Below are 25,016 nucleotides of genomic sequence, written 5' to 3'. Positions count from 1 at the left end.
GGTCCGATCCGGACCGCTTCTAGGCCGTGTCTGACACATCCCGCCTGGCTCACGGCGTCTGGCACGCGCGCTCGCCGCGTTGTCGGGCTCGTCCACGTAGCTCCGCTACGAGGACGACCCTCCGCCTTGCGATCGCACGCACCAGACGCCGTGAGCCCCGCCCTCCGGGCGGACGGCGCTATTTATCAGACACGGCCTAGGGTCGTGGCATGGCACGACCACGGCGCATCGTTCTCGTCCGGCACGGCGAGTCGGTGGGCAACGCAGACGACACGGTGTACGAACGCGAGCCCGACCATGCCCTGAGGCTCACCGAGATGGGCCGGCGACAGGCCCTGGAGACCGGCGTACGCCTGCGTGAACTGTTCGGCCGGGAGCCGGTCAGCGTCTTCGTCTCCCCCTATCGCCGCACCCATGAGACGTTCGAGGCGTTCGGCCTCGACCCGGACCTGGTGCGGATACGGGAGGAGCCCCGGCTGCGCGAGCAGGACTGGGGGAACTGGCAGGACCGGGAGGACGTCCGGCTGCAGAAGACCTACCGGGACGCGTACGGGCACTTCTTCTACCGCTTCGCGCAGGGCGAGTCGGGCGCCGATGTCTACGATCGCGTCAGCGCGTTCCTGGAGTCCCTCCACCGGAGCTTCGAGACACCGGACCCGCCGGAGAACGTGCTGCTGGTGACCCATGGACTGACCATGCGGCTGTTCTGTATGCGGTGGTTCCACTGGTCGGTGGCGGAGTTCGAGTCCCTGTCGAACCCGGGCAACGGGGAGACACGGACCCTGCTGCTCGGCGCGGACGGGCGCTACACCCTGGACCGGCCGTTCGAGCGCTGGCGCACCCCCGAGCCCTACGGGCGTACTGGATAGGAATGACCGTGCGATGACTGCTGATTCCACACCCGCTGCATCCTCGACCGACCGGCCAACCGATCCGCGCTACGACCGCGCCCTGGCAAGCCTGCGCGGGCTGGCCGTGGGGGACGCTCTGGGCTCCCAGTTCTTCGTCCCTTCGAACTATCCGCTGCTGAAGCGGCGCGAGCTGCCGCCCGAGCTCTGGCAGTGGACCGACGACACCGAGATGGCCGCGTCGGTGGTGGCCGTACTGGCCGCGCACAGCCGTATCGACCAGGACGCACTGGCCCTGTCCTTCGCCGCGCACCATGACTTCGACCGCGGTTACGGGCCCGCCGTGAACCGTATGCTCCGGTTGATCAGGGAGGGCGGCGACTGGCGTGAACTGGCCGCCGCGCTGTTCAACGGGCAGGGCTCGTGGGGCAATGGGGCCGCCATGCGGATCGCGCCGCTCGGCGCCTGGTACGCGGACGATCCGGAGCAGGCCACGCATCAGGCCGAGATCTCCGCGTACACCACACACCAGCACCGCGAGGCCGTCGTGGGCGCCATGGCGGTCGCGGCGGCGGCAGCTCTCGCCGCGGACCCCGCGGGGCCGTCGGCGCCGGAGGCCCTGCTCGACGGTGTGGTGGCGCTCGTGCCGCGCAGCGCGGTCGGGGCGGGGCTGCGCCGGGCGCGGGACATGCTGGACTACGACGACGCGGGCACGGTGGCCGCGGTTCTCGGCTGTGGGCGGCGTACCAGCGCGCATGACACCGTGCCGTTCGCCCTCTGGTCGGCGGCGCGGGCTCTCGGCGATTTCGAGCGGGGGTTCTGGACCACGGCCCAGGTGGGCGGCGATGTGGATACGACATGCGCGATCGCGGGGGGCGTGATCTCCGCGGCAAGGACCGGGGCGCCGCCGGCGCGTTGGCTGGAGCGGACGGAAGCGCTGCCGGGCTGGCTGCGACCGCGGTAGCCCGCGCGCGGTTGTCACGGTCCTGCCACACCTGCCCTCGGAAACGAGGAGGGGGCGGGGGCGCGCGGTTACTCTGTCGGCCACGCCGCCCCGGTGATCTTCGAGGGGCGTGCGCCGACAAGACGCCGGGCCGTACGCGCCACTCCGCTGCCGCGAAGGGACCCGGCCGGGAGGGGGTCCCGTGACAGATCCGGGCAGAACGCAGGAATCCGACGGGGAGCGGGGGCAGGAGCCGGCCGACAGCCAAGGGCAGGGCGGCGCGCAGGGGCAGGGGGCCACGCAGCGACGGAGCGTCGCACAACGTCAAGGCGGCGCGCAGCGGCCGGGGGACGCCGCCCGTCGGTCCCACGAAGGAGCCGTGCTCACCAAGCAGCGTCAGGGCGGGCCGCCCCCGCCCGACTGGCAGCAGTGGCAGCCGCGGCGCAGCGAGCCGCCCCGCTGGCTCACCGAGATACAGCCGGGCACCCCTGCCCCGATACGTGCCGCCACCCTCTGGTCGGTCCTGGCGACCGCCCTGCTCAGCGCCCTGCTGCTGGGTGACGGACTCGGCCTGAATCTGCTGATCGTGGCGGTGCCCGCGGCGCTCGCCGCCTACTTCGCGGCCCAGGCCGCCGGCCGCCGCCCGCGCCCCTGGACGCTGGTCTGGGCTCTCGGCGGCATCGTTCTGCTCGCCGTCCCCGCCCTGCGGGACGCCGGGCTGCCGACCTTCCTCGCGGTCGTCTCCGCGCTGGCGCTCGGCTCGCTCGCCCTGCACGGCTGCCGTACCTGGCCGGGTGTCGTGTTCGGCCCGCTGGGTCTGCTCGGTTCCCTCGGACCCGGCACGGTCTGGGGGTGGCGCGGCCTTCGGGCACGCGCCGGGGGATCGCGGGGTCGCGTGATGCCGGTCCTCCGTGCCGTCGCGGTCGCGGTCGTCCTGCTGATCGTGTTCGGCACGCTCTTCGCGAACGCCGACGCGGCGTTCGCCGATCTGCTGGGCCAGTTGAGTCCCGACGTCTCGGTCGGCGACGGGCCATGGAGGTTCGTGCTGTTCGCGGTCGGGCTCGTCGGCGCGCTCGCCGCCGCTCACACCGCCGCCGCACCGCTGCGCTGGGACCGGATCACCGTACGCCCCGGACGGGCCCGTGGCCGGATGGAGTGGGCGCTGCCGCTCATCGTCCTCAATCTGCTCTTCGCGGCCTTCATCGCCATCCAGCTCGCCGTGCTCTTCGGCGGATACGACAAGGTCCTTCGGGAGACCGGTCTGACCTACGCGGAGTACGCGCGCCAAGGCTTCTGGCAGCTGCTCTGGGCCACCCTGCTCGTCCTTCTCGTGATCGGGCTCGCCCGGCGATGGGCCCCGCGCGACGGCGCCGGTGACGCCACCCTGGTCCGGGCCGTGCTCGGTGTCCTCTGCGCGCTGACCCTGGTCGTGGTGGCCGCGGCGCTGCGCCGGATGGATCTGTATGTCGACGCCTACGGACTGACCCGCCTGCGCGTCTCGGTGGCGGCGGTGGAGCTGTGGCTCGGTGTGGTGATCGTTCTGATCCTGGTGGCGGTGGTTCTCGGCGGACAGTGGCTGCCGCGCGCCGTCGCCGCGAGTGCCGGGGCCGCCGTCCTGGCCTTCGGTCTGGTTTCGCCGGACGCGCTGGTCGCGGAGCGGAACGTGCAGCGGTACGAGCGTTCGCACAAGATCGACATCGAGTACTTCCAGGACCTCTCGGCCGATGCCGCACCGGCGCTCGACCGGCTGCCCGAGCCGCTGCGTTCGTGCGCCCTGGCCGGCATCGGCCGGAATCTGGGGGACGGGTCCGAGCCCTGGTACGCGACGAGCTGGTCGGAGAGCAGGGCCCGCGAGATCGTGGCGCAGCGGGAGATCGACACGTCCTCCGCCTGCTACGGTCTGGGGCGCGAACTCGACAGGCCCTGAGCGTCGGTGGGTACGGGACGCCCCCGCCGGACGTGCCGTGCCCACCGTGGGCTGTGCGACGGTCCCTCACATGTGTGAGGCGTCAACCGCCGCGCGACATATGTGAGGCGTCAACCGCCGCGCGATTCCACGGGCTGATTCTCGGTGGCGTCAAGGGCCCGTCCGCCCGGCTCGTCGAAAAGGTGGTGGACGGGGGGTCCCGCGCGACGACGCGCGTCCCGAGGTCACCGGCGAACACCACGGCCGGTACCCGGTCTGTCGCGTGGCGTTCGGGCGGCGTAACCTGGCAGGTGCCATGCCGTACGAACCACCCACGCACACCGTCGAGCGCTCGCTGCGCGCCACCACCGACGCCAGGATCATCGCGGGCGTCGATGAGGTCGGGCGCGGAGCGTGGGCCGGTCCCGTAACGGTATGCGCGGCCGTCACGGGGTTGCGCAGACCTCCGGCCGGCCTCACCGACTCCAAACTCATCAGTCCCAAGCGCCGTACGGAGCTGGCCGATGAGCTGGAGGGGTGGGTCACCTCCCACGCGCTGGGACACGCCTCCCCGGAGGAGATCGACGCCCTGGGGATGACCGCGGCGCTCAGGCTCGCCGCCGTACGCGCCCTGGAGGCGCTGCCGGTACGGCCCGACGCGGTGATCCTCGACGGCAAGCACGACTACCTCGGAGGACCCTGGCAGGTGCGTACGGTCATCAAGGGCGACCAGTCCTGCGTCTCGGTGGCTGCCGCTTCGGTACTCGCCAAGGTGCGCAGGGACGCCATGATGGCCGAACTCGGCGCGGAGGCCGAGGAGTACGCTCCCTACGCGTTCGGCGCCAACGCGGGCTACCCCTCACCGGTGCACAGAGCGGCGCTGGAGGAGTGGGGGCCCACACCGCACCACCGGCTCTCGTGGGCCTATCTCGACGTGCTGCCCCGGTGGCGGCACCTCAAGAAGGTCCGGGTCTCCGCGGAGACCACCGCTATGGAAAGCGGGGGCCAACTCGGCTTCGACTTCTGAACTGCCGATTTCCGGAGGGTCCGACTTCCGGAATTTTCGGTGAACCTTGGGTCTGTGCGGCTCGCGCCCGCAGACATGGGTACAAATATCCCCACCTGCCGATGCTTTTCGCACCGGTGTTTGATAGACATCCAGTCATGCCTCTCATCCCTCAGGAGCCTCAGATTCACGAGAGAGCCCAGGGTGCCAGCGCCACTCCGGCCACCGGCCGTACGGCGCCAACCCCTCGTCCCGTACCCGGTCCGCGTCCCGTCCCCGGGCCGCGCTCCGCGACGACACCGCGGCCCGGACGTCCGGGCCCCGGTCCCGCGAGGCCCGCGCCGCCGGCGCAGCGCTCGCACAACTCCGCCGGGCAGCCCCAGGCCTCCGGCGCCACGACTCCTTCCGTCCCTCAGATCCAGCTGATTCCGGCTCCGGCCGGCGGTGCGCTCGATGCCGCCGAGGAAGCGGTCGATCTGCTGCTCGACTCGGGGCGGGCGCCGGGCGACATCCTGGTGCTCACCACCGGGGAACAGCACCCGTGGGCCACCCACGAGTTGTCCTTCGGCGAAGCCGCCTATTGGGCTCAGCACGACGCCCGCGAGGACGTGTTCTTCGCGGACGGCGACGCCGTCGCCCGTGCCCAGTCACGGCCGGTCGTGGTCGTCGCCGTCAACGGAGGCGGTGACGACGCCATCGCTCGGGTGCTTCCGCCGGCCAGGGAGAAGGCCGAAGCGCTGCTCGTCGTGTGCGGTGACTCGAAGCGGATCAACACCGTGCTGGGCGCGGGCGTCTGAGCCGTACGACGCCGGTCCGGCCGTGACCCGGCTGCCCGTTCAGGGGGCGGCCGGGCCGTTGTGACGGGCCGACGAGCGGCGGGCGCCCGGCTGCTCAACGGGCAGTCGCGCGCCGCAATACCTCCACCGCTCCGCCGCCGCGCACCGGCGACGGGTCGGTCACAGTCTCGGCCAGGGCGGCGGGTACGGACTCGGAGTTGGGCTGTCGGCCACCGCGGCCTTCGCCCAGCACCTGCCAGCCGCCGCGGGTCAGCGTGATGTACGCGCCGCAGCGCAGTCCATGGAGGGTGCAGGCGTCCCGCAGCCCCCACATCCAGGCTCCGTCCTCCTCCGTCCAACGCCCGTCGCCCTCACGGCAGTAGAGCAGGACGGCGGTGCGTACGGGCGTACGGCGGCGCAGGTCGTGCGGGATGACGCGGCGCAGATGCGCCAGCAGCGCGTTGCGGAACTCCCATCCGTCGACCGGGGCGGCACGCGGTGCGAACGAGGCGCTGGCGGTGAGCCGTTCCTCGTGGTCGAGTACGGCCACGACAGCGGTCGACGGGATCGGCCGGTGCCGGCTGTGCAGACCGCTGACCACCTCACGGGGGTTGCGCAGTAGCGGAATACCCGCCTCCGCCCATTCGGCGGGTTCGAGCATTCTGGCGAGGCGGCTGACGGAATCGGCCGGTGTACTGACCGAGGTGGCTGCGGACGGAGCGAATCCGAAGGTCACGTTCCTCCCTTCGCATACGCGCCCACAGTGCGGGCTGGGTCGGATGGGGGCGCGCCGCGGCACGGCGTTGACGGACCGCGAGGGGCCGTGCGGGGACGGTTCCAATTCTTCCTGGCGTATCGGCGTGCGGCAACGAGCAATTGGCGCCGTCGTCCGGAACGTGGGGATATGGCAGTCATATCCCTGCCTGAACTCGCCGCTGGTGCGGTTTCGCGTCCCGCCTGAACGGCGAGGACCAGCGGAAACACCCCCTCCGCTGCTGTCGTGAGCCGACTGTCACGCGGGGTGAAGTAGCCGATTGTCCTTGCCGTCGGGTTGCATGGGGGCATGGACAACCTGGAACTCCGCACTGAAGCCGATGCCATCCTCGCCGAGCTCGTCGGTGACCCGAGTGGTTCGGCACGGCTCCGGGAGGACCAGTGGCAGGCGGTGGCGGCGCTGGTGGAGGAGCACCGGCGTGCGCTGGTGGTGCAGCGTACCGGCTGGGGCAAGTCGGCGGTGTACTTCGTCGCCACCGCTCTGCTGCGGCGGCGTGGTTCCGGGCCCACGGTGATCGTCTCGCCGCTGTTGGCGCTGATGCGTAACCAGGTCGAGTCGGCGGCGCGGGCAGGGATCCGGGCGCGCACCATCAACTCGGCCAACCCGGAGGAGTGGGAGACCATCTACGAGGAGGTCGAGCGTGGCGAGACCGATGTCCTTCTCGTAAGTCCGGAACGGCTCAATTCCGTTGATTTCCGCGATCAGGTGCTGCCCAAGCTCGCGGCCACGACCGGTCTGCTGGTGGTCGACGAGGCGCACTGCATCTCCGACTGGGGACATGATTTCCGCCCCGACTACCGCCGGCTGCGGGCGATGCTGGCCGAGCTTGCCCCCGGCGTGCCGGTGCTGGCCACCACCGCGACCGCCAACGCGCGCGTCACAGCGGACGTGGCCGATCAGCTGGGCACCGGTGCCGGCGAGGCGCTGGTGCTGAGGGGCCCGCTGGAGAGGGAAAGCCTGCGGCTGGGTGTGGTCCGGCTGCCGGACGCCGCGCACCGGCTGGCCTGGCTCGCCGAGCACCTGGACGAGCTGCCGGGCTCGGGGATCATCTACACCCTCACCGTCGCCGCGGCCGAGGAGGCCACCGCCTTCCTGCGGCAGCGCGGCTTCCGCGTGGCCTCGTACACCGGAAAGACGGAGAACGCCGACCGGCTGCAGGCCGAGGTCGATCTGCAGGAGAACCGGGTCAAGGCGCTGGTCGCGACGTCGGCGCTGGGTATGGGCTTTGACAAGCCGGACTTGGGCTTCGTCGTGCACCTGGGTTCGCCTTCGTCGCCGATCGCCTACTACCAGCAGGTGGGGCGCGCGGGTCGCGGTGTGGCCCATGCCGATGTGCTGCTGCTGCCGGGCAAGGAGGACGAGGCCATCTGGCGCTACTTCGCCGATACCGCCTTCCCGCCCGAGGCGCAGGTCCGACAGACTCTGTCGGCCCTCGCCGGTGCGGGACGGCCGTTGTCCGTGCCTTCCCTGGAGGCGGTGGTGGATCTTCGGCGCACCCGTCTGGAGACCATGCTCAAGGTGCTCGACGTGGACGGGGCCGTCAAACGGGTGAAGGGCGGCTGGACGGCCACGGGAGCCGACTGGGTGTACGACTCGGAGCGGTACGCGTGGGTCGCGCGGCAGCGCGCGGCCGAGCAGCAGGCCATGCGCGATTACGTGACCACGTCCCGGTGCCGGATGGAGTTCCTGCGCCAACAGCTGGACGACGAGGGGGCGGTTCCGTGCGGCCGTTGCGACAACTGCGCGGGAGCCTGGGCCGATCCGTCTGTCTCGGCGGAGACATTGACGGGGGCGACGAACGAACTGGACCGCCCGGGGGTGGAGGTCGAGCCGCGCCGTATGTGGCCGACGGGGATGCCCGCACTGGGCATCGACCTCAAGGGGCGCATCCCCGCCAGGGACCAGTGCTCCACCGGACGTGCCCTGGGCCGGCTCTCGGACATCGGCTGGGGCAACCGACTGCGCCCGCTGCTGGCCGAGAACGCGCCCGATGAACCGGTCCCCGACGATGTTCTGCGGGCCGCGGTGGCCGTCCTCGCCGACTGGGCGCGCTCCGCGGGCGGCTGGGCGCCGAACGTCCCGGACGCCTCCGCCCGGCCGGTGGGAGTCGTCGCCGTGCCGTCCCTGGCCCGGCCCCAACTCGTCGGCTCCCTCGCCCAGGGAATCGCGTCCATCGGCCGCCTCCCCTTCCTGGGCACCCTCACGTACACCGGCCCGAGCGACGCGCGCGCACGCCGCAGCAACTCCGCCCAACGCCTCAGGGCGCTGTCCGGCACCTTGACCGTCCCTGAGGAGCTGGCTGGTGCCCTGGCCCGCACTCCCGGCCCCGTCCTGCTCGTCGACGACTACACCGACTCCGGCTGGACCCTGGCGGTCGCTGCCCGACTGCTCCGCCAGGCAGGCGGCGAAGGGGTTCTTCCGTTGGTCCTCGCCGCGGCAGGCTGAGCTTCCGCTGAGCCGCCTGAACCGGGCTTGTCCCATGGGACGCCGACGGCTGGACCCTTACTTTTGTACTCCGCGCTCCTGGAACCGCCGTCCTCGCGTATGACCTCGACCAGCTTGCGGCAGCGGGGGTCTTTGTAGGCCGAGGTTCCGAGAGCCGTGCGGTCCGCGTGGGTCATGCCCCCATGCAACCCGATGGCTCCGACAATCCGCGAATGCGCCGATCAGCCTGTGGATAAAGTTATCCACAGGGGTCGCGGGATCCGGGCCGGCGCGGGACCGTCGAGCCATGAACAAGCACCACGAACCGACCGGATCAGCCGACGAGCAGCAGATCACCCTGCGCAGTCCCGCGGAACTCGCCGACGCTCTCCCGTACTTGCTCGGATTCCACCCCACCGATTCCATCGTCATGGTCGCGCTGCAGGGCGACCGGGGACGCTTCGGCGGACGGCTCAGGCTCGGTATCCCGCGCTCGCCGAAGGAATGGCCACCGGCGGCCGATCAGCTCGCCGAGTGTCTGATTGAGGGCAGCGAGCGGCGCGGTGGCCGTCCCGAGGGAATCGTCGTCTTCCTCTGTCAGGACCCGGTGGCGGGGGAGACGGGCCGGCAGGTGATGGAGCGACTGCGCCCCCTCGCGCAGCGGCTGCGCATCGCGTGCGGAAGCCTGGACGTTCCCGTGCACGAGGCGCTCTGCATCTCCGACGGGCGTTTCTGGTCCTACTGCTGCCCGGATGTCCGCTGCTGTCCGCCCGAGGGGACCGGGCTGGCCCTGCCCGGTACGTCGGTGATGGCGGCGGCCGCCGCGTACGCCGGTGTCCAGGTACGGGGGTCGCTGCGGGAGATGGAAGCCCGTCTGGAGCCCTGGCGTACCCCCGCCGCCGAGGAGCAGGAACGGGCGCTGGACGACGCGGGCGCGGCGCTCGTGCCCAGGATCCTGGGGGACGGAAGCCGGGAACGGGTCGGCGAGGAGACACTGCGACTGGCGCGCGCTCTGATCGGGCGGCTGAGGGAGGCGCCGGGGGCGGGCCAAGCCGATACGGACGCCGAGGACGACCGGCTCATCACCCACGAGGAGGCGGCCACCGTCATCCTCGGACTCCAGGACAGGGAGACCCGCGACCGCGCCGCGGAGTGGATGGAGGGGCCCGAGGCCGCGCCCGCCCTGCGGCTCTGGCGCGCGCTGTCCCGGCGCTGTGTCGGTCCGTACGCCGAGCACGCGACCGCCCCGCTGACCCTGGCCGGCTGGGTCGCCTGGTCCACCGGCGACGAGCCCGGCGCGCGGGTCGCCCTGGGACTCGCGCTGCGGCTCGACCCCCAGTACGTCTTCGCGCGCTTGCTCCACCAGGCATGCAACGAAGGACTGGACCCCGAGACGCTCCGCCGCTGTCTGCGCGAGGAGCGCGGCGCACGGGCGCTGCCGGCCCCGCTCGGGACCGGTGGGCGGCCCAAGCTCCGTCCGGTGCGCCGGCCCGTCCCCCGGAAGAGTCTTCCGCCCAAGGGGTCCGCGTCCGGTGCGCAGGCCGCGCGCGACCGACGTGCCAGGCGCGGCGGCCGGCGTGGGACCAGGAGTGGCCGATGAGAGCCGTGACCCCGCCGCCCGGGCAGCCGTTCACCTCTGTGGCGAAGTCGTACGAGCCGCGCCGCCGTACACAGCGCGGCTCTCCGGAGCGCACAGAAGGCAGAGCAGACCACCCATGGCCCTCACCGCCCTTCCCTCACACACCCCTGGCACCTCGAGCGGCGACCCGTCGCGTGCCGCACCCTCGCGTGCCGCACCGTCCGGGGCACGGAGCGGCGCCCTGCCGCACGGCGAACTGCCGGACGTACACCGCGTGCTCCTCTGCGTCGCGCTGCCGCGACTCGCTGTCTCGGCCGAGCACGGACAACTCACCGGCCAGGGGCTGGAGGGCTTCTATCAGTCGGGCCGCCGTCTCCTCTCCCGCTGCCTGCTGCGGATCGCCGGACGGGAACCCCTCCCGTTGCAGGGCAGGCTGGTCGCCGCCGACCGGGCGCGGTTCCGCGCGGTGGTCCGTACGCCTGCGGATGCCGGACCCGACCCGGAGATCAGCGTCGAACGGCTCAGGGACGCCGACGGCACCGAACGCATCACCCTGCACAACTCGGCCCGTGGAGTCCGCCGGTTCCCGGTGGAGATCACTTTGGGGACGGATCTGGCGGAGCTGGCCGCGATCGCGGTCGGCCGCGCCGGGCTCGAACTCCCGGCGAGCGTCCACGCCGCCGGTCTGCGCTGGGCCGCGGCGAACGGCGGACACGCGGTCGTCGCCGCTGACCCGGCCCCGCGGGACGCGCTGGCCTCGGCCGGTCTGCTCCGCTGGGACATGGAGCTGGCCCCCGGGGCCTCCCGGACCATCGAGTTGCGGATCCGTACGGACCGGCCCGTGCGGCCGACCGGCCGGACCGCCAGTAATCCCCTGCCTGAGGCGAGCGCCGAGGGTGACGACCCCAGGGTGCGCCCTCTGTTCGCCGCGAGCCTCGACGATCTCGGGGCGCTCCTCCTGCGCGGGCCGGGCGGCTCCACGGATGTCCATCCCGCCGCGGGCGTGCCCTGGCGCTGCGGACCTCCGGCCGCGGAAGCGCTCTGGGCGGTACGGATGGCTCTCCCGCTCGGCACCCGGCTGGCCGCCGGCACGATGCGTACGCTCGCCCGCACCCAGTTCCGGGGCCCCGGACGCGATTTCGGGCGCATTCCCGGAACGCTGCGGGACGCCGGGCCCCATCTGCCCCCGAGCTGTACGGGAGTTGAGGCCACGCTCGCCTTCCCCGTGGTTCTCGCCGAGGCGCGCCGCTGGGGTCTTCCCGAGGGTGACCTCGCCGAACTGCTCCCCACGGCGGAGCGCTGTCTGTACTGGCTGCGTACCGCCCTCGGTGCCGACGGGCTGCTGGGGGAGCCGGGCCCCACCGGGCCACGGCGCGTCGAGACCCAGGCGCACGCGCATCGCGCCGCGCTGCTCGGGGCCGATCTGCTGGAGTCCTGCGGTCGGCCGGGGGCCGACGGCTGGCGGGAGTGGGCGGGCGCGCTACGGCTGCGGTTCCGGCGGACATTCTGGGTCGACGAGTCCACGGGCGGACGCCCCGCCGCCGCGCGGTGGCCCGACGGCCGGGTTCTCCCCCATCCGAGCGCCGGCGCCGCCCACCTGCTGGACACCGGCCTGCTCGGCGGAGGAAAGGCGGCCCCGGGACTGCTGGACGCGGCGGAGACCGAACGGCTGGTCGCCATGGTCCGGGGAGCGGACCTCGACTCGGGATGGGGACTGCGCGGCCTCGGAGGAAAGGAGCCCGGACACAATCCGTTCGGCCACCGCGCGGGGGCGGTACGGGTCCATGAGACGGCCGTCGCGATCGGGGGCCTGATCGCGGCCGGATACGAGGAGGAGGCAGGCTCGCTGCTCCGGGGTGTGCTGGACGCGGCGGAGGCGTTCGGGCACCGGCTCCCCGAGATGTTCGCGGGGGAGAGGCGCACCGCGGGCGGTGCTCCCGTACCGCACCCCGCGGCGTGCCGTCCGGCGGCCGTGGCCGCGGCCACGGGAATCCATCTGCTCACCGCTCTCGCCGGTATCCGCCCGGACGCGCCCGCGCGCACCGTCGCGTTGCGCCCGGTTCGCAGCGCCCCGCTCGGGGCGGTGCAGCTCACCGGGTTGCGGGTCGCGGAAGAGCCCTTCTCCGTACGGGTCAGCGGACTCGGGCTCGGCATGGTCGAGGAGGCGGCCCCCGGCCTTCAACTGGGGGTCTGAGCCCCGGCGGGCACGCGGGCCGGGCCCGGGACGCGGAGATCACGAAGACAGCGAAGAAGTGGGTAGCGCGAGTGACGGAAGGAGTGTTTATCGTCAGGCAGACGACTATGATCGCGGCATGTCGCCCTACGACCCGTCGGCCTTCCCCGCGTTCGCTGTCACCGTCGACCTGGTCGTGCTCACCGTGCGCCGCCACGCGCTCTGCGCGCTGGTGGTGCGGCGCGGGGAGCCGCCGTTCCAGGGCCGGTGGGCGCTGCCCGGCGGTTTCGTCAGGGCGGACGAGGACCTCGCCGGCGCGGCGGCGCGCGAACTCACCGAGGAGACGGGCCTGTGCGCGCACGACCCGGTCTCCCCGGCGCCCGGGAACGCGGCCCATCTCGAACAGCTCGCCACCTACGGGGATCCCGGGCGCGATCCCCGGATGCGGGTGGTCAGCGTGGCTCATCTGGCGCTCTCGCCCGACCTTCCCGCACCCCGCGCCGGAGGTGACGCCAACAGCGCCCGCTGGGCCCCGGTGGACGCGCTGCTCAACCAGGAGGGCGGTTTCGCCCGCGAGGACGAACAGCCCGCCCAACTCGCCTTCGACCACGCCCGGATCCTCGCGGACGGGGTGGAACGGGCCCGTTCGAAGATCGAGTACTCCTCGCTCGCCACCGCGTTCTGCCCCTCCGAGTTCACCGTCGGTGAGCTGCGCCGGGTGTACGAGGCGGTGTGGGGGGTGGCGCTCGATCCGCGCAACTTCCACCGCAAGGTGACCGGCACTCCGGGATTCCTCGTCCCGTCGGGCGGGACCACGACCCGGCAGGGCGGCAGACCCGCGCAGTTGTTCCGGGCCGGCGGGGCGACCGTACTCAACCCGCCGATGCTGCGCCCGGAGGTCTGACGGGGCCACGTGCCGGACGTCTGACACCCGGGAGCGCCGCCCTGCGCCACAAGTCGGACATGTCGCGTTATCTTGCTGCGGTACCCACCCTGCCGCCGAGCGGTCTCACCCCGCGAGAGAAGCGATGCTCCAGGCCATCGGACTGACCAGCAACCCCCGTCGAGATCTCCCGCCCGCCGTGGACGACCTGACCTTCGAGGCGCCGTCCGGCTCCGTCACGGCGCTTCTCGGCGCCCCCGACGCGGGCAAGACCACCGCGCTCCGGCTGATGCTCGAACTCGAACCAGGACGCGGGGTCACCTACTTCCGCGGTCGCCCCCTCCACCGCATCGAACACCCCGCACGCGAGATCGGGGTGCTCCTCGGCGATGTGCCGGGCCATCCCGCGCGCTCCGTCAAGGGCCAGCTCCGGATGCTCTGCGCCGCCGCGGGAGTGCCCGCCGCACGCGCCGACGAACTCCTCGACGTCGTCGGTCTCGGCGGTCTGCGCGACGAACGGCTCGGCTCGCTCTCGCTCGGCATGGACCGCAGACTCGGGCTCGCCTCCGCGCTGTTGGGGGATCCGCACACCCTGCTGCTCGACGCGCCGTCCGTCGATCTGTCACCCCGTGAGAACAGCTGGCTGTTCGGAATGCTGCGTGCGCACGCCGACCAGGGCGGCACCGTTCTCTACACCACGCAGGACGCCAAGGAGGCCGCGCGTACCGCCGACCATGTCATCACCATCGACGAGGGCCGTCTCGTCGCCGACCAGGACGTGGTCTCCTTCGCCCGTACCCGGCTGCGCCCCCGCGTCGCCGTCAGGACGCCGCACGCCGCCCGCCTCGCCGACGCGCTCAGCCGCGAGGCCCGAGCAGGTCGGCGCTCCGTCGAAGTCGTCTCCGAGCCCGGGGTGGGCAGTCTGCTCACCGTCTACGGCAGCAGTTGCCCGGAGATCGGCGAGACCGCCTTCCGTAACGGCGTCCTCGTTCATCAGCTCGCCGACGAGTTCGGCGACACGGGTCCCGCGCCGGTCTCCGTGCCCGTGCCCGCCCCGGCCCCCGCCTACGACGCCGCCTGCGAGCCCGACTACACCTACGGCTACGAGGACGGCCCCGACCACGGCCCCGACCGCAGCCATGAGGACGGCCATGAGGACGGCCATGAGGACGGCCATGAGGACGGCCACGAAAACGGCCACCCTCGGCACCACGACCGCGGTCCGCTGCCCGTGCCGCTGCCGTCGGGGCCGGTACGCAGCCCTCTCCGGCCCGTGCGCTACGAACTCCGCCGCATGTTCGGGATCCGCACCACCGCACTGATCGCCATCGCCGTCCTCGTCGCGTCCGTGGCCCTCGCCGTGCCGCTCGCCCGCACCGGCAGGACCCCGCTCTCCGGCCTGCTCGCCGCCTGGCCCGCGTTCCTGCCCCTGCCGCCCGCGGCCCTCGGCGCGGGGCTGCTCGGCGCGTACTCGTTCGGTGACGAGTTCCGCTACCCCGCACTCGCCGGCGCGCGGGGCACCGTCCCGCGCCGCCTCGGTCTGCTCCTCGCCAAGTTCGTCGTGACAGCGGCGGCGGCGCTGGCGCTCGCGTTCCTGACCGTGGCCGCCGACGCGGGCGCCCTGCGCCTGGTGTACGGCGCCGACTCCGTGCCCGTGCCGGGCAACTGGTTCGCGCTGAGCGCCGGTTGGGCCGGACTGACCGTCGGCTGCGCCTGGGCGGGGCTGCTGGGGGCCGGCGTCTTCCGGATCACTGCCGCGGGGGTGACCGTGGTTGTCGCCGTGCCGACCCTGGTCGTCCCCCTGATTCAGCGGGCGCTCGCCGGTCCGTCCGCGCGTTCGGTCGTCGGACTCCCGGGCCGGTTGCGCGAGCTGGCCTGGCTGGACTGGCCGCGCCAGGCCGACCACTGGCTGATGGCCACGTTCAGACTTGTCGCCCAACCCGTCGCCGCGGCCCTGACGTTGTCGCTCTTGGCCCTGCTCTGCGCATATCTGCTCACCGGCCTTCGCCGTAGGGCCCGTTGGTGACCACGGAACGACCGGACATTTCACCGGTGTTCGCAACTCCCCTGATGGCGCTCGCTTCTTTCCGATAAGGCGTCAATCGAAGGGCGAGCGCCGATCACCCTTTCGTGTGCTTTTCACCAAAGACCTCAAGGGTCGCGGAAGCAACGCCGACAAAGGATGCGTGAGTACCCTTGCGCACACCATGATGACCGCCGCCCGTTCCGTCGAGTCCGGCCTCGCCGAGCCGGGTGAACTCAACCGCTACCCCTTCGCGGAGGCGCCCGGCGCCGATCGCGTCGCCGCCCCCGTCTGGGACGGCGCAGACACCGACTTGGGCCGGGTGGGACGACGTACGACGAGCAGCCGCGGCCGCGGGCTGCACGGCCAACTCGTCCAGCAACTCGGACAGATGATCGTCTCCGGTGATCTGGGCGCCGACCGGCCGCTCGTACCCGAGGAGATCGGCCAGCGCTTCGAGGTCTCCCGCACGGTGGTGCGGGAGTCGCTGCGCGTGCTGGAGGCCAAGGGCCTGGTGAGCGCCCGGCCCAATGTCGGTACCCGTGTCCGTCCGGTGAGCGACTGGAATCTTCTCGACCCCGACATCATCGAATGGCGCGCTTTCGGGCCGCAGCGCGACGATCAACGCCGCGAGCTGAGTGAGCTGCGCTGGACGATCGAGCCTCTCGCCGCACGGCTGGCGGCCGGCCATGGCCGGGCCGATGTCCAGCAGCGGCTCTCCGACATGGTGGGGATCATGAGCCATGCCCTCGCGCAGGGTGATTCGATCACCTTTTCGCGTGCGGACGCCGAATATCACTCCCTGCTGATCCAGCTCGCCGGCAACCGCATGCTGGAGCATCTCTCGGGGATCGTTTCGGCGGCCCTTCAGGTCTCCGGCGGTCCGGTCACCGGATGCGACCGGCCCACCGAGGCGTCGCTCTCCCATCACGCGCGGATCGTCGACGCCCTCGCCGCCGGTGACGCGCACGCCGCCGAATCGGCCATGCGTCAACTGCTCACCGTCCAGCCTGAAGTGGAGCGTGTCGTTCCGGCACCGCGCGAGCACTGAGCGCCGCCGAGGGCCGGGCGTGGGGGATGTACGCATCGTGTGTCGCCGGACCCAGAGGGTCCGGCGACGCGATTATGGGGCCGTAAATCCCCCTTCTGGTCATTTTGTCGCAAATGGAGTGTGACTCGGGCCACGTGGAATGGGCGTAACACTCCTGGAGACAGCGCGATGACCTAAGAGGTGACAGCCGAGGAGGGAATACGTCCGCCACGCATGGCGCTGTATTCACCTCTGAGGCCCAAGCCCACGCGCCGTCGGCACATCCCCAGCTGACGGTCGTCGGCTCCGGCCCGATCCTGGGCGGGGCCGGAAGCCGTTTCCATCGTTCCGAGAGGTTGTTCGTGTCGGCCAGCACATCCCGTACGCTCCCGCCGGAGATCGCCGAGTCCGAGTCTGTGATGGCGCTCATCGAGCGGGGAAAGGCTGATGGGCAGATCGCCGGCGATGACGTGCGTCGGGCCTTCGAGGCCGACCAGATTCCGCCAACCCAGTGGAAGAATGTTCTGCGCAGCCTCAACCAGATCCTCGAGGAAGAGGGTGTGACGCTGATGGTCAGTGCCGCGGAGTCGCCTAAGCGCACCCGCAAGAGCGTCGCAGCGAAGAGCCCGGTCAAGCGCACCGCCACCAAGACCGTCGCGGCCAAGACGACCACGACGAAGACTGTCGCGGCCGCCACCTCGGCTCCGGCGGCAGAGATCGTGGAAGTCACGGCCGACGAGGCCGGCGCCCCCGCCAAGAAGGCGGCCGCGAAGAAGACCGTGGCGAAGAAAGCCACGGTCAAGAAGACCGCCGCGAAGAAGACGACGGCCAAGAAGGCCGTCGGCAAGAAGGACTCCGACGAGGCCGTCGACGGCGAAGAGCCCACCGACGAGGTGCAGGGCGGCAAGGGCGAGGAGGAGGAGACCGAGGGCGAGAACAAGGGCTTCGTACTCTCCGACGACGACGAGGACGACGCGCCGGCCCAGCAGGTCGCCGTCGCCGGTGCCACCGCCGACCCGGTCAAGGACTATCTGAAGCAGATCGGCAAGGTCCCGCTGCTCAACGCGGAGCAGGAGGTCGAACTCGCCAAGCGCATCGAGGCCGGTCTCTTCGCCGAGGACAAGCTGGCCAACTCCGACAAGCTCGCGCCGAAGCTCAAGCGCGAGCTGGAGATCATCGCCGAGGACGGCCGCCGGGCCAAGAACCACCTGCTGGAGGCGAACCTCCGACTGGTGGTCTCGCTGGCCAAGCGCTACACCGGCCGCGGCATGCTCTTCCTGGACCTGATCCAGGAGGGCAACCTCGGTCTGATCCGCGCGGTCGAGAAGTTCGACTACACCAAGGGCTACAAGTTCTCCACGTATGCAACCTGGTGGATCCGTCAGGCGATCACCCGCGCCATGGCCGACCAGGCCCGCACCATCCGTATCCCGGTGCACATGGTCGAGGTCATCAACAAGCTCGCGCGTGTGCAGCGTCAGATGCTCCAGGACCTGGGCCGCGAGCCCACCCCGGAGGAGCTGGCCAAGGAACTCGACATGACCCCCGAGAAGGTCATCGAGGTCCAGAAGTACGGCCGCGAGCCCATCTCGCTGCACACCCCGCTGGGCGAGGACGGCGACAGCGAGTTCGGAGACCTCATCGAGGACTCCGAGGCGGTCGTCCCGGCCGACGCCGTGAGCTTCACGCTCCTCCAGGAGCAGCTGCACTCGGTGCTCGACACACTCTCCGAGCGTGAGGCGGGCGTGGTCTCCATGCGCTTCGGTCTCACGGACGGCCAGCCCAAGACGCTGGACGAGATCGGCAAGGTCTACGGCGTGACGCGTGAGCGCATCCGCCAGATCGAGTCCAAGACGATGTCGAAGCTGCGCCACCCCTCGCGTTCGCAGGTTCTGCGCGACTACCTGGACTAGCGCGACTACCTGGACTAGGGCGTGTTTCAGAAGTAGCGTCGTCCGCCCGCAGGGCGGGCATCGCGGCGGCCGGAGCGTGCAATCGCAAGGCGGAGGATCGCCCGTGTACCGGACGTACTCGGGCGACTCCGACAACGCAGCGAGTGCGCGTGCCGGCCGCGGCGATGCAGACGGGACTTCTGAAACACGCCCCAGGTCCAGGCGCTGAGCCCAGGGGGCGCGCGAAGCACGAGTGAAGGCCCGGATGCCACCGAGGATCCGGGCCTTCGCGCTGTGCGCGGGGGTGCGAGACTCGACCGGTGAGGTGACTCTGGGTAGATCGGAGTCCACCGGAGAGTCAGGAGACTGTATGCGTCGTTCCGTAGCCCGAGTGCTGACCGGAGGACTGGCCGTGATCACCGCGGGGGCGCTGCCGCCACTCGTCGCGCCTGTTCCCGCCGTCGCCGATCGGGTGATCGTCGGCGGGCAGGCGGTGCGGATCGCCGACAGCCCATGGGTCGTGGCCCTGTCCAGCCGTGACCGTTTCGGAGGTACGCGTGCGGGCCAGTTCTGCGGAGGCGTGGTGGTGGCGCCGACGAAAGTGCTGACCGCCGCTCACTGCATGGGCAGGGACGTCCTCGGAGCGGCCCCGAAGGACGTACCGGACCTCCGGGTCATCGCGGGCCGTGAGCGGCTGCGGGGGTCCGGCGGGCGCGAGGTCGCCGTACGGTCCGTCCAGGTGGATCCGGCGTACGAGCCGCGCACCAACGCGGCGGATCTCGCCGTACTGACGCTCGCCCGCGCCCTGCCCGAGGAGTACACGATCCGGCCGGCGGCGCGGAGTGACCCGGCCTCGGCGCCGGGTACCGAGGCGGCGGTCTACGGCTGGGGCGATACCTCGGGCGACGCCGACTACGCGCAGGTGCTGCGCTCCGCGCCTGTGAAGGTCCTGCCGGACTCCAGCTGTGAGCGGGCGTACCCGGGAGGCTCAGGGGACCGTTACGAGGCCTCCACGATGCTCTGTGCGGGCGATCCCCAGGGCGGGCATGACGCGTGCCAGGGGGACAGTGGCGGGCCGCTGGTGGCCCAGGGACGGCTTATCGGGCTTGTCTCCTGGGGGAGCGGCTGCGGGCGCGCGGACAGTCCGGGCGTCTACACCCGGGTCACCATGGGCGCCCGGCCCGCCGCCGACGCGGTCGGAGCACGGACCTCACGCTGACGGGCGGCTCGTCCGTGCTGAGCGTCGCGGGTCTCCCGTGACCGGAACGGGCACGACGACGAGAACACGACGACGAGAACAGGCACAACCACGGAAACCGGCGCGACCACGAGAACGGGCGGTCACCCTACGGTACAGGGGTGGCCGCCCGTCGGCCGGCTCGGGACCGACCCTTGGCTCGTCGTGGATGCGAGGTGTCAGTGTTCCTCTTCACCGCCGCCGGCCGGTACGGCCGTCAGTCGGTCGGTCTCATCCTGTATTTCCGCGGCGATCTTCTTGAGTTCCGGCTCGAACTTGCGTCCGTGATGGGCGCAGAAGAGCAGTTCACCACCGCTGGACAGGAGGACGCGCAGATAGGCCTGGGCGCCGCACCGGTCGCAGCGATCAGCCGCGGTCAGCGGGCTCGCGGGGGTCAGAACAGTAGTCACGTCGCCTCTTCTCTAGCTCGACGAGCTGTCGTACCAGGGTCAACATCCAACCAGGCCGAAAACGTTCCCGCTCCCGGCTTTTCCTCGAAAGTTTCTTCCGTTGTGGCTGACTGCTGACGATTGGCGGCGAATGGGCCGTATTGCTCGCGGGGCTTCGCACTACGGGTTTCGCGTTGCTTGACGTTGCTTGTCAGGGGGATCGCCCTCGCCGGCCGGCTTGCCGGTTGTTGATGAGGACGTGCCCGGAGCCTAAATGGTTCATGCCTGGAAGGGAACGTGATGTGTGCTTCACTCCATCGAAGGATCGAACACCTATGCGACCTTGGACTAGCATGAGAATTCGCGAGGGTGGCGTGACAACGGCTCTACCAGGCCTCTGTACGCTCTGACCGGTGACAGACGCCGGGCCTTTACCCCACAGAGGCCCATCTCAAATTCAGCGAGGAGCGAACCGCGTGACCGCCGATACGTCCGTGCCGTCCACTGCGCTGCTGACCGCAGACCGTGACGGCTCCAACTACACCGCGCGGCACCTGCTCGTCCTTGAAGGGCTCGAAGCGGTCCGCAAACGCCCCGGAATGTATATCGGCTCGACCGACAGCCGTGGCCTGATGCACTGCCTCTGGGAGATCATCGACAACTCGGTCGACGAGGCCCTGGGCGGCTACTGCGACCACATCGAGGTGATCCTCCACGAGGACGGCTCGGTCGAGGTCAAGGACAACGGCCGGGGCATCCCCGTCGACGTCGAGCCCAAGACCGGCCTCTCCGGCATCGAGGTCGTGATGACCAAGCTGCACGCCGGCGGAAAGTTCGGCGGCGGCTCGTACGCCGCGTCCGGCGGTCTGCACGGCGTGGGCGCCTCCGTCGTCAACGCACTCTCCGCCCGGCTGGACGTCGAGGTGGACCGCAACAGCGCCACGCACTCGATCAGCTTCCGGCGCGGTGTCCCCGGGATGTTCACCGAGCAGGGCCCCGACAGCCCCTTCGATCCCGCGAACGGGCTGCGCAAGGGCAAGCGGGTGCCCAAGACCCGTACCGGCACGCGCGTCCGCTACTGGGCGGACCGGCAGATCTTCCTCAAGGACGCCAAGCTGTCCCTGGACACGCTCCACCAGCGTGCGCGGCAGACCGCCTTCCTGGTCCCCGGTCTGACGCTCGTCGTCAGGGACGAGCGGGGTCTCGGCGAGAGCGAGGGCAACGGGGCGATCGAGGAGACGTTCCGGTTCGACGGCGGCATCAGCGAGTTCTGTGAATATCTCGCACAGGACAAGGCCGTCTGCGATGTGCTGCGGCTGACCGGCCAGGGCACCTTCAAGGAGACCGTGCCGGTCCTGGACGACCGGGGGCACATGACCCCCACCGAAGTCACCCGCGAGCTGGGCGTCGATGTCGCCATGCGCTGGGGCACCGGGTACGACACCACTGTCAAGTCGTTCGTGAACATCATCGCCACCCCCAAGGGCGGCACTCATGTGAGCGGATTCGAGCGTTCTCTGACCAAAACGGTCAATGAGGCGCTGCGCTCGGCCAAGATGCTGCGCGTCGCGGAGGACGACGTCGTCAAGGACGACGCCCTGGAGGGCCTCACGGCCGTGGTCACGGTACGGCTCGCCGAGCCGCAGTTCGAGGGCCAGACCAAGGAGGTCCTCGGTACGTCCGCGGCCAACCGGATCGTCGCCAATGTCATCGCCAAGGAGCTCAAGGAGTTCCTGACCTCGACGAAGCGCGACGCCAAGGCGCAGGCCCGCGCCGTGCTGGAGAAGGCCGTCGCCGCCGCCCGTACGCGGATCGCGGCCCGCCAGCACAAGGAGGCGCAGCGCAGGAAGACGGCGCTGGAGTCCTCCTCGCTGCCGGCCAAGCTGGCCGACTGCCGCAGTGACGACGTGGATCGCAGCGAGCTGTTCATCGTGGAGGGCGACTCCGCGCTCGGTACGGCCAAGCTCGCCAGGAACAGCGAGTTCCAGGCGCTGCTGCCGATCCGGGGCAAGATCCTCAACGTCCAGAAGTCATCCGTCTCGGACATGCTCAAGAACGCCGAGTGCGGCGCGATCATCCAGGTCATAGGGGCGGGCTCGGGCCGGACCTTCGACATCGACGCCGCCCGCTACGGCAAGATCGTGCTGCTGGTCGACGCCGATGTCGACGGCGCCCATATCCGCTGTCTGCTGCTCACGCTCTTCCAGCGCTATATGCGGCCGATGGTGGAGGCGGGCCGGGTCTTCGCCGCCGTGCCGCCGCTGCACCGGATCGAGCTTGTCCAGCCCAAGAAGGGCCAGGACAAGTACATCTACACGTACTCGGACAACGAGCTGCGGCAGACGCTGATGGAGTTCCAGCGCAAGAACGTGCGCTTCAAGGACTCCATCCAGCGTTACAAGGGCCTCGGGGAGATGGACGCCGACCAGCTGGCGGAGACCACGATGGATCCCCGCCACCGCACCCTGCGGCGGATCAACATCGGGGACCTGGAGTCCTCCGAGCAGATCTTCGATCTGCTGATGGGCAATGAGGTGGCTCCCCGCAAGGAGTTCATCACCAGCTCCGCGGCGACGCTGGACCGCTCGCGCATCGACGCCTGAGGCGGCCCGGGATCTACGGGAGTACGGTCTCCACCCAGGGGTGGAGACCGTACGTCCACCTGTGGTCAACCCCCGCGCCGATGCCCTGACCTGGTATTTCTCCGTAGCGTCGAGGTCGTTGAACTTCTTCGTCCCCGGAGGCCCTGATGTCCTCGCTCCTCAATGTGCTGGTGGCCGTCGCGGTGGTCGCTCTGATCGCCGCCCGCCAGTTCAAGCCCCAGCGGGTCACCGCCGACGGGCACCGCTGGCTGGTGGTGCCCGTCATCCTGGTCGTGGTCGCGCTGCGTGAGCCCGGCCTCCTCGACGCGCGGAACCCGTCGCTGTCGGCGCTGCTGCTCGGCGCGGAGCTGGTCGTGGGGGCGCTGATGGGCGCCGGGTGGGCCCGCACCAGCCATATCTGGACCGAGCGGGACGGCTCGGTGTGGTCGAAGGGCACGAAGGCCACCGCCGGGGTCTGGATCGCCGGTATCGCCCTGCGGCTGGGGCTCATGGGCGTCGGCGCGCTGATCGGGGTCCATCAGGGCAGCGGGGCGCTGCTGCTCGCGCTCGCCGCCTCGGTGCTGGTCCGCAGGGGTCTGCTGGTGTGGCGGGCCCGCGCCGGCCGGGCGTCGTACGGTGACGGCGTGACCGCCGCACCGTGGAAGGACCGTGTGTGACCCCCGAGGCCTGGAGGAACTGGCCCTCCCGGGAGGCTCTCTCCCGGCAGGGCCGCACCGACGCCCGGCGACGGCTGAACCGCGGCGTACGAGTGCTGGCCCTCGGCGCCCTGCTGTGGTCCACCTTCAGCCAGCGCCATGTGGCCGGCTGGGCAGCGTTCGCGGCCGTCGCCGGGGTGCTGCTCACCGGGTTTCTCGGCTGGTCCTTCTACCGCACCACGCTGCGCAACGATCTCTGGCCGTCGGTCGGGCTGCTCGTGCTGCTGATGGGCGGGTCCGTCGTCGCGCGGCAGGGCGGGTTCGAGATCCCGGCCACGGTGCTGTGGTGCGGCTGCGCGGTCGTCGCCATGGAGCGGCTGCCGCTCGTCGCGGCGCTGCCCACCACCGTCGTCGCCCTCGGCGGGTTCGCGGCGCACAACCAGGACAACTGGCTCACGACCACGATCACCACCGCCGGGCTGCTCCTGGCCGGATACGTACTGCGGCTCGACGCGGAGGCGCGCGGCAACGCCCAGCGGCTGCTGGCCCAGGAGCGCGCCGCCCGCTCCGCCGAGGCGGAGTCGGCCGCCCTCGCGGAACGTGCCAGGATCGCCCGGGACATCCATGACGTCCTGGCGCACAGCCTCTCCGCACAGCTCGTCCATCTGGAGGCGGCGCGGCTGCGGATCGAGCGCGAGCCGCACAGCCCGTTCCGCGACCAGATCCTGGAAAGGATCGTCGCCGCGCGCTCCATGGCGCGCGAAGGGCTCGCCGAGACCCACCAGGCGCTCTCCGCGCTGCGCGGCGAGATGGCACCCCTCGGGGACTATCTGCGCGAACTGGCCGCGACGGACGGTGCCGAGGTCGAGATCGGGGGTGAGCCGCGGCCACTGCCCGCGGAGGCGTCCCAGACGGTGCGCCGGGTGGTGCAGGAGGCGCTGACCAACGTACGGAAACACGCCCCGGGCGCGCGGGTGCTGATCCGGCTCACGTACGGCGCGGACGAGGTGACGCTGGATGTGCGGGACTTCGGTGGGAAGGGCGCGGCCCCGGCCGGGCTGGGCTCATCGGGCTCCGGGTACGGTCTGCTGGGGATGAAGGAGCGCGCCGAACTGCTCGGCGGCACTCTGGAGGCAGGTCCCGGAGGCCCGGACGACCCCGACGAGAAGGGTTTCAGCGTGCGTTTGCGAGTGCCCGCATGACGGCGAGGGTGATCGTCGCCGATGACCAGGCCGTGGTGCGCGAGGGCATTGTGATGCTGCTCGGGCTGCTGCCGGGCATCGAGGTCGTCGGCGCGGCGAGGGACGGCGAGGAGGCCGTGGCCCTCGTGGCCGAACTCGCTCCCGATGTGGTCCTGATGGATCTGCGGATGCCGCGCTGCGACGGCGTGGAGGCCACCCGCCGTATCCGCGCGGAGCACCCGGGCACGCAAGTCGTGGTGCTCACGACGTACGCCGACGACGACTCGCTCTTCGCCGCGCTCCGGGCCGGCGCCCGCGGCTATCTCACCAAGGACGCCGAGGGGGAGGAGATCATCCGGGCCGTCGAGGACGTACTGGCGGGCCAGGCCGGGCTGGCGCCCGCCGTACAGCGCCGGCTGCTGGAGCGGGTCACGTCCCCGCCCGCCGCGCCCGCCCCCGCGGAGCTGCCCGACGGGCTCACCGCCCGCGAGGCCGAGGTGCTCTCGCTGGTCGCCGAGGGGCTCTCCAACAAGGAGATCGCGCAGCGGCTGCATATCGGGGCGGCCACGGTGAAGACCCACATCAACAACCTCTTCGCCAAGACGGGTGTACGCGACCGCGCGCAGGCCGTGCGCTACGCCTATCAGCGCGGACTCATCCCGCCACCCGGGACAACCATCACCTGATGGAGTGAAGCCGGAGGAGAGAAGAGT

Annotated in this window: 19 protein-coding genes; 17 read left to right on the top strand and 2 right to left on the bottom strand. The window is 71.1% G+C overall.

The annotated features are described in order from the left end of the window. Nucleotides 1-209 precede the first annotated feature (209 nt). The 5 genes from ACIRQP_RS28105 (at nucleotide 210) to ACIRQP_RS28085 (ending at nucleotide 5,500) form a co-directional block, all read left to right on the top strand. On the top strand, nucleotides 210-869 hold the full coding sequence (locus tag ACIRQP_RS28105) for a histidine phosphatase family protein (protein ID WP_403894276.1): 660 nt from the start codon (nucleotides 210-212) through the stop codon (nucleotides 867-869). Nucleotides 870-882: 13 nt separating this feature from the next. Beyond that, complete coding sequence (locus ACIRQP_RS28100; RefSeq protein WP_403894273.1) at nucleotides 883-1,812, top strand: ADP-ribosylglycohydrolase family protein; 930 nt, start codon at nucleotides 883-885, stop codon at nucleotides 1,810-1,812. 358 nt (nucleotides 1,813-2,170) lie between these two features. Then, nucleotides 2,171-3,718, top strand: a complete 1,548-nt coding sequence (locus ACIRQP_RS28095; RefSeq protein ID WP_403894270.1) for a DUF4153 domain-containing protein — start codon at nucleotides 2,171-2,173, stop codon at nucleotides 3,716-3,718. 295 nt (nucleotides 3,719-4,013) lie between these two features. Beyond that, nucleotides 4,014-4,724 (top strand): ribonuclease HII, encoded by a 711-nt coding sequence (locus ACIRQP_RS28090; RefSeq protein WP_403894267.1) that lies wholly within the window; start codon nucleotides 4,014-4,016, stop codon nucleotides 4,722-4,724. A gap of 137 nt (nucleotides 4,725-4,861) precedes the next feature. Beyond that, the gene (locus tag ACIRQP_RS28085; protein WP_403894264.1) at nucleotides 4,862-5,500 is read left to right on the top strand and encodes a hypothetical protein; all 639 of its coding nucleotides are present in this window, start codon (nucleotides 4,862-4,864) and stop codon (nucleotides 5,498-5,500) included. Between the two features lie 94 nt (nucleotides 5,501-5,594). Here ACIRQP_RS28085 and ACIRQP_RS28080 read toward each other — a convergent pair whose 3' ends face one another. Continuing rightward, a complete protein-coding gene (locus ACIRQP_RS28080; protein ID WP_403894261.1) occupies nucleotides 5,595-6,215 on the bottom strand; it encodes a hypothetical protein in 621 nt (206 codons plus the stop codon). Between the two features lie 327 nt (nucleotides 6,216-6,542). On the opposite strand from ACIRQP_RS28080, the gene ACIRQP_RS28075 reads away from it, so the two are divergent. The 8 genes from ACIRQP_RS28075 to ACIRQP_RS28040 all read left to right on the top strand — a co-directional run bounded on the left by ACIRQP_RS28075 (nucleotide 6,543) and on the right by ACIRQP_RS28040 (nucleotide 19,477). After that, nucleotides 6,543-8,699 (top strand): RecQ family ATP-dependent DNA helicase, encoded by a 2,157-nt coding sequence (locus tag ACIRQP_RS28075; protein ID WP_403894258.1) that lies wholly within the window; start codon nucleotides 6,543-6,545, stop codon nucleotides 8,697-8,699. A gap of 286 nt (nucleotides 8,700-8,985) precedes the next feature. Further along, nucleotides 8,986-10,278 carry a DUF4192 domain-containing protein gene (locus ACIRQP_RS28070; protein WP_403894255.1) on the top strand — a complete coding sequence of 431 codons (1,293 nt, stop codon included), beginning with the start codon at nucleotides 8,986-8,988 and terminating at the stop codon, nucleotides 10,276-10,278. A gap of 115 nt (nucleotides 10,279-10,393) precedes the next feature. Next, on the top strand, nucleotides 10,394-12,451 hold the full coding sequence (locus tag ACIRQP_RS28065; protein ID WP_403894252.1) for a glycogen debranching N-terminal domain-containing protein: 2,058 nt from the start codon (nucleotides 10,394-10,396) through the stop codon (nucleotides 12,449-12,451). Between the two features lie 118 nt (nucleotides 12,452-12,569). After that, a complete protein-coding gene (locus ACIRQP_RS28060; protein WP_249953052.1) occupies nucleotides 12,570-13,334 on the top strand; it encodes an NUDIX domain-containing protein in 765 nt (254 codons plus the stop codon). Between the two features lie 124 nt (nucleotides 13,335-13,458). Beyond that, nucleotides 13,459-15,339, top strand: coding sequence for an ATP-binding cassette domain-containing protein (locus tag ACIRQP_RS28055; protein ID WP_403894248.1), 1,881 nt, complete (start codon nucleotides 13,459-13,461; stop codon nucleotides 15,337-15,339). A 160-nt stretch (nucleotides 15,340-15,499) separates the two neighbouring features. Next, nucleotides 15,500-16,387 (top strand): FadR/GntR family transcriptional regulator, encoded by an 888-nt coding sequence (locus ACIRQP_RS28050; protein ID WP_403894244.1) that lies wholly within the window; start codon nucleotides 15,500-15,502, stop codon nucleotides 16,385-16,387. A gap of 341 nt (nucleotides 16,388-16,728) precedes the next feature. Further along, the gene (locus ACIRQP_RS28045; protein ID WP_403894241.1) at nucleotides 16,729-18,279 is read left to right on the top strand and encodes an RNA polymerase sigma factor; all 1,551 of its coding nucleotides are present in this window, start codon (nucleotides 16,729-16,731) and stop codon (nucleotides 18,277-18,279) included. Nucleotides 18,280-18,628: 349 nt separating this feature from the next. Beyond that, nucleotides 18,629-19,477, top strand: a complete 849-nt coding sequence (locus tag ACIRQP_RS28040) for a S1 family serine peptidase (RefSeq protein WP_403894238.1) — start codon at nucleotides 18,629-18,631, stop codon at nucleotides 19,475-19,477. A 197-nt stretch (nucleotides 19,478-19,674) separates the two neighbouring features. Here ACIRQP_RS28040 and ACIRQP_RS28035 read toward each other — a convergent pair whose 3' ends face one another. Further along, a complete protein-coding gene (locus ACIRQP_RS28035; RefSeq protein ID WP_030350144.1) occupies nucleotides 19,675-19,905 on the bottom strand; it encodes a hypothetical protein in 231 nt (76 codons plus the stop codon). Between the two features lie 455 nt (nucleotides 19,906-20,360). On the opposite strand from ACIRQP_RS28035, the gene ACIRQP_RS28030 reads away from it, so the two are divergent. The 4 genes from ACIRQP_RS28030 to ACIRQP_RS28015 all read left to right on the top strand — a co-directional run bounded on the left by ACIRQP_RS28030 (nucleotide 20,361) and on the right by ACIRQP_RS28015 (nucleotide 24,989). After that, the gene (locus ACIRQP_RS28030; protein ID WP_403894235.1) at nucleotides 20,361-22,487 is read left to right on the top strand and encodes a type IIA DNA topoisomerase subunit B; all 2,127 of its coding nucleotides are present in this window, start codon (nucleotides 20,361-20,363) and stop codon (nucleotides 22,485-22,487) included. A gap of 146 nt (nucleotides 22,488-22,633) precedes the next feature. Beyond that, nucleotides 22,634-23,143 carry a DUF1453 domain-containing protein gene (locus ACIRQP_RS28025; protein ID WP_403894232.1) on the top strand — a complete coding sequence of 170 codons (510 nt, stop codon included), beginning with the start codon at nucleotides 22,634-22,636 and terminating at the stop codon, nucleotides 23,141-23,143. Continuing rightward, nucleotides 23,140-24,324, top strand: a complete 1,185-nt coding sequence (locus tag ACIRQP_RS28020; protein WP_403894229.1) for a sensor histidine kinase — start codon at nucleotides 23,140-23,142, stop codon at nucleotides 24,322-24,324. Before ACIRQP_RS28025 ends, ACIRQP_RS28020 begins: the two co-directional genes overlap by 4 nt. Next, nucleotides 24,321-24,989, top strand: coding sequence for a response regulator (locus ACIRQP_RS28015; RefSeq protein WP_403894226.1), 669 nt, complete (start codon nucleotides 24,321-24,323; stop codon nucleotides 24,987-24,989). The genes ACIRQP_RS28020 and ACIRQP_RS28015 overlap by 4 nt, the downstream gene beginning before the upstream one ends. Nucleotides 24,990-25,016 lie beyond the last annotated feature (27 nt).

The organism is Streptomyces sp. NPDC102274 (genome assembly GCF_044766385.1).
Classification (GTDB): Bacteria; Actinomycetota; Actinomycetes; order Streptomycetales; family Streptomycetaceae; genus Streptomyces.
The sequence above is the reverse complement of the archived record's forward strand: the minus strand, read 5'-3'. Positions and strand labels throughout refer to the sequence as shown.

Coding starts and splice junctions, on each gene's coding strand:
- ACIRQP_RS28105 (WP_403894276.1), top strand. CDS start 210: ATGGCACGACCACGGCGCATCGTTCTCGTCCGGCACGGCGAGTCGGTG.
- ACIRQP_RS28100 (WP_403894273.1), top strand. CDS start 883: ATGACTGCTGATTCCACACCCGCTGCATCCTCGACCGACCGGCCAACC.
- ACIRQP_RS28090 (WP_403894267.1), top strand. CDS start 4,014: ATGCCGTACGAACCACCCACGCACACCGTCGAGCGCTCGCTGCGCGCC.
- ACIRQP_RS28085 (WP_403894264.1), top strand. CDS start 4,862: ATGCCTCTCATCCCTCAGGAGCCTCAGATTCACGAGAGAGCCCAGGGT.
- ACIRQP_RS28075 (WP_403894258.1), top strand. CDS start 6,543: ATGGACAACCTGGAACTCCGCACTGAAGCCGATGCCATCCTCGCCGAG.
- ACIRQP_RS28070 (WP_403894255.1), top strand. CDS start 8,986: ATGAACAAGCACCACGAACCGACCGGATCAGCCGACGAGCAGCAGATC.
- ACIRQP_RS28065 (WP_403894252.1), top strand. CDS start 10,394: ATGGCCCTCACCGCCCTTCCCTCACACACCCCTGGCACCTCGAGCGGC.
- ACIRQP_RS28060 (WP_249953052.1), top strand. CDS start 12,570: ATGTCGCCCTACGACCCGTCGGCCTTCCCCGCGTTCGCTGTCACCGTC.
- ACIRQP_RS28055 (WP_403894248.1), top strand. CDS start 13,459: ATGCTCCAGGCCATCGGACTGACCAGCAACCCCCGTCGAGATCTCCCG.
- ACIRQP_RS28040 (WP_403894238.1), top strand. CDS start 18,629: ATGCGTCGTTCCGTAGCCCGAGTGCTGACCGGAGGACTGGCCGTGATC.
- ACIRQP_RS28025 (WP_403894232.1), top strand. CDS start 22,634: ATGTCCTCGCTCCTCAATGTGCTGGTGGCCGTCGCGGTGGTCGCTCTG.
- ACIRQP_RS28015 (WP_403894226.1), top strand. CDS start 24,321: ATGACGGCGAGGGTGATCGTCGCCGATGACCAGGCCGTGGTGCGCGAG.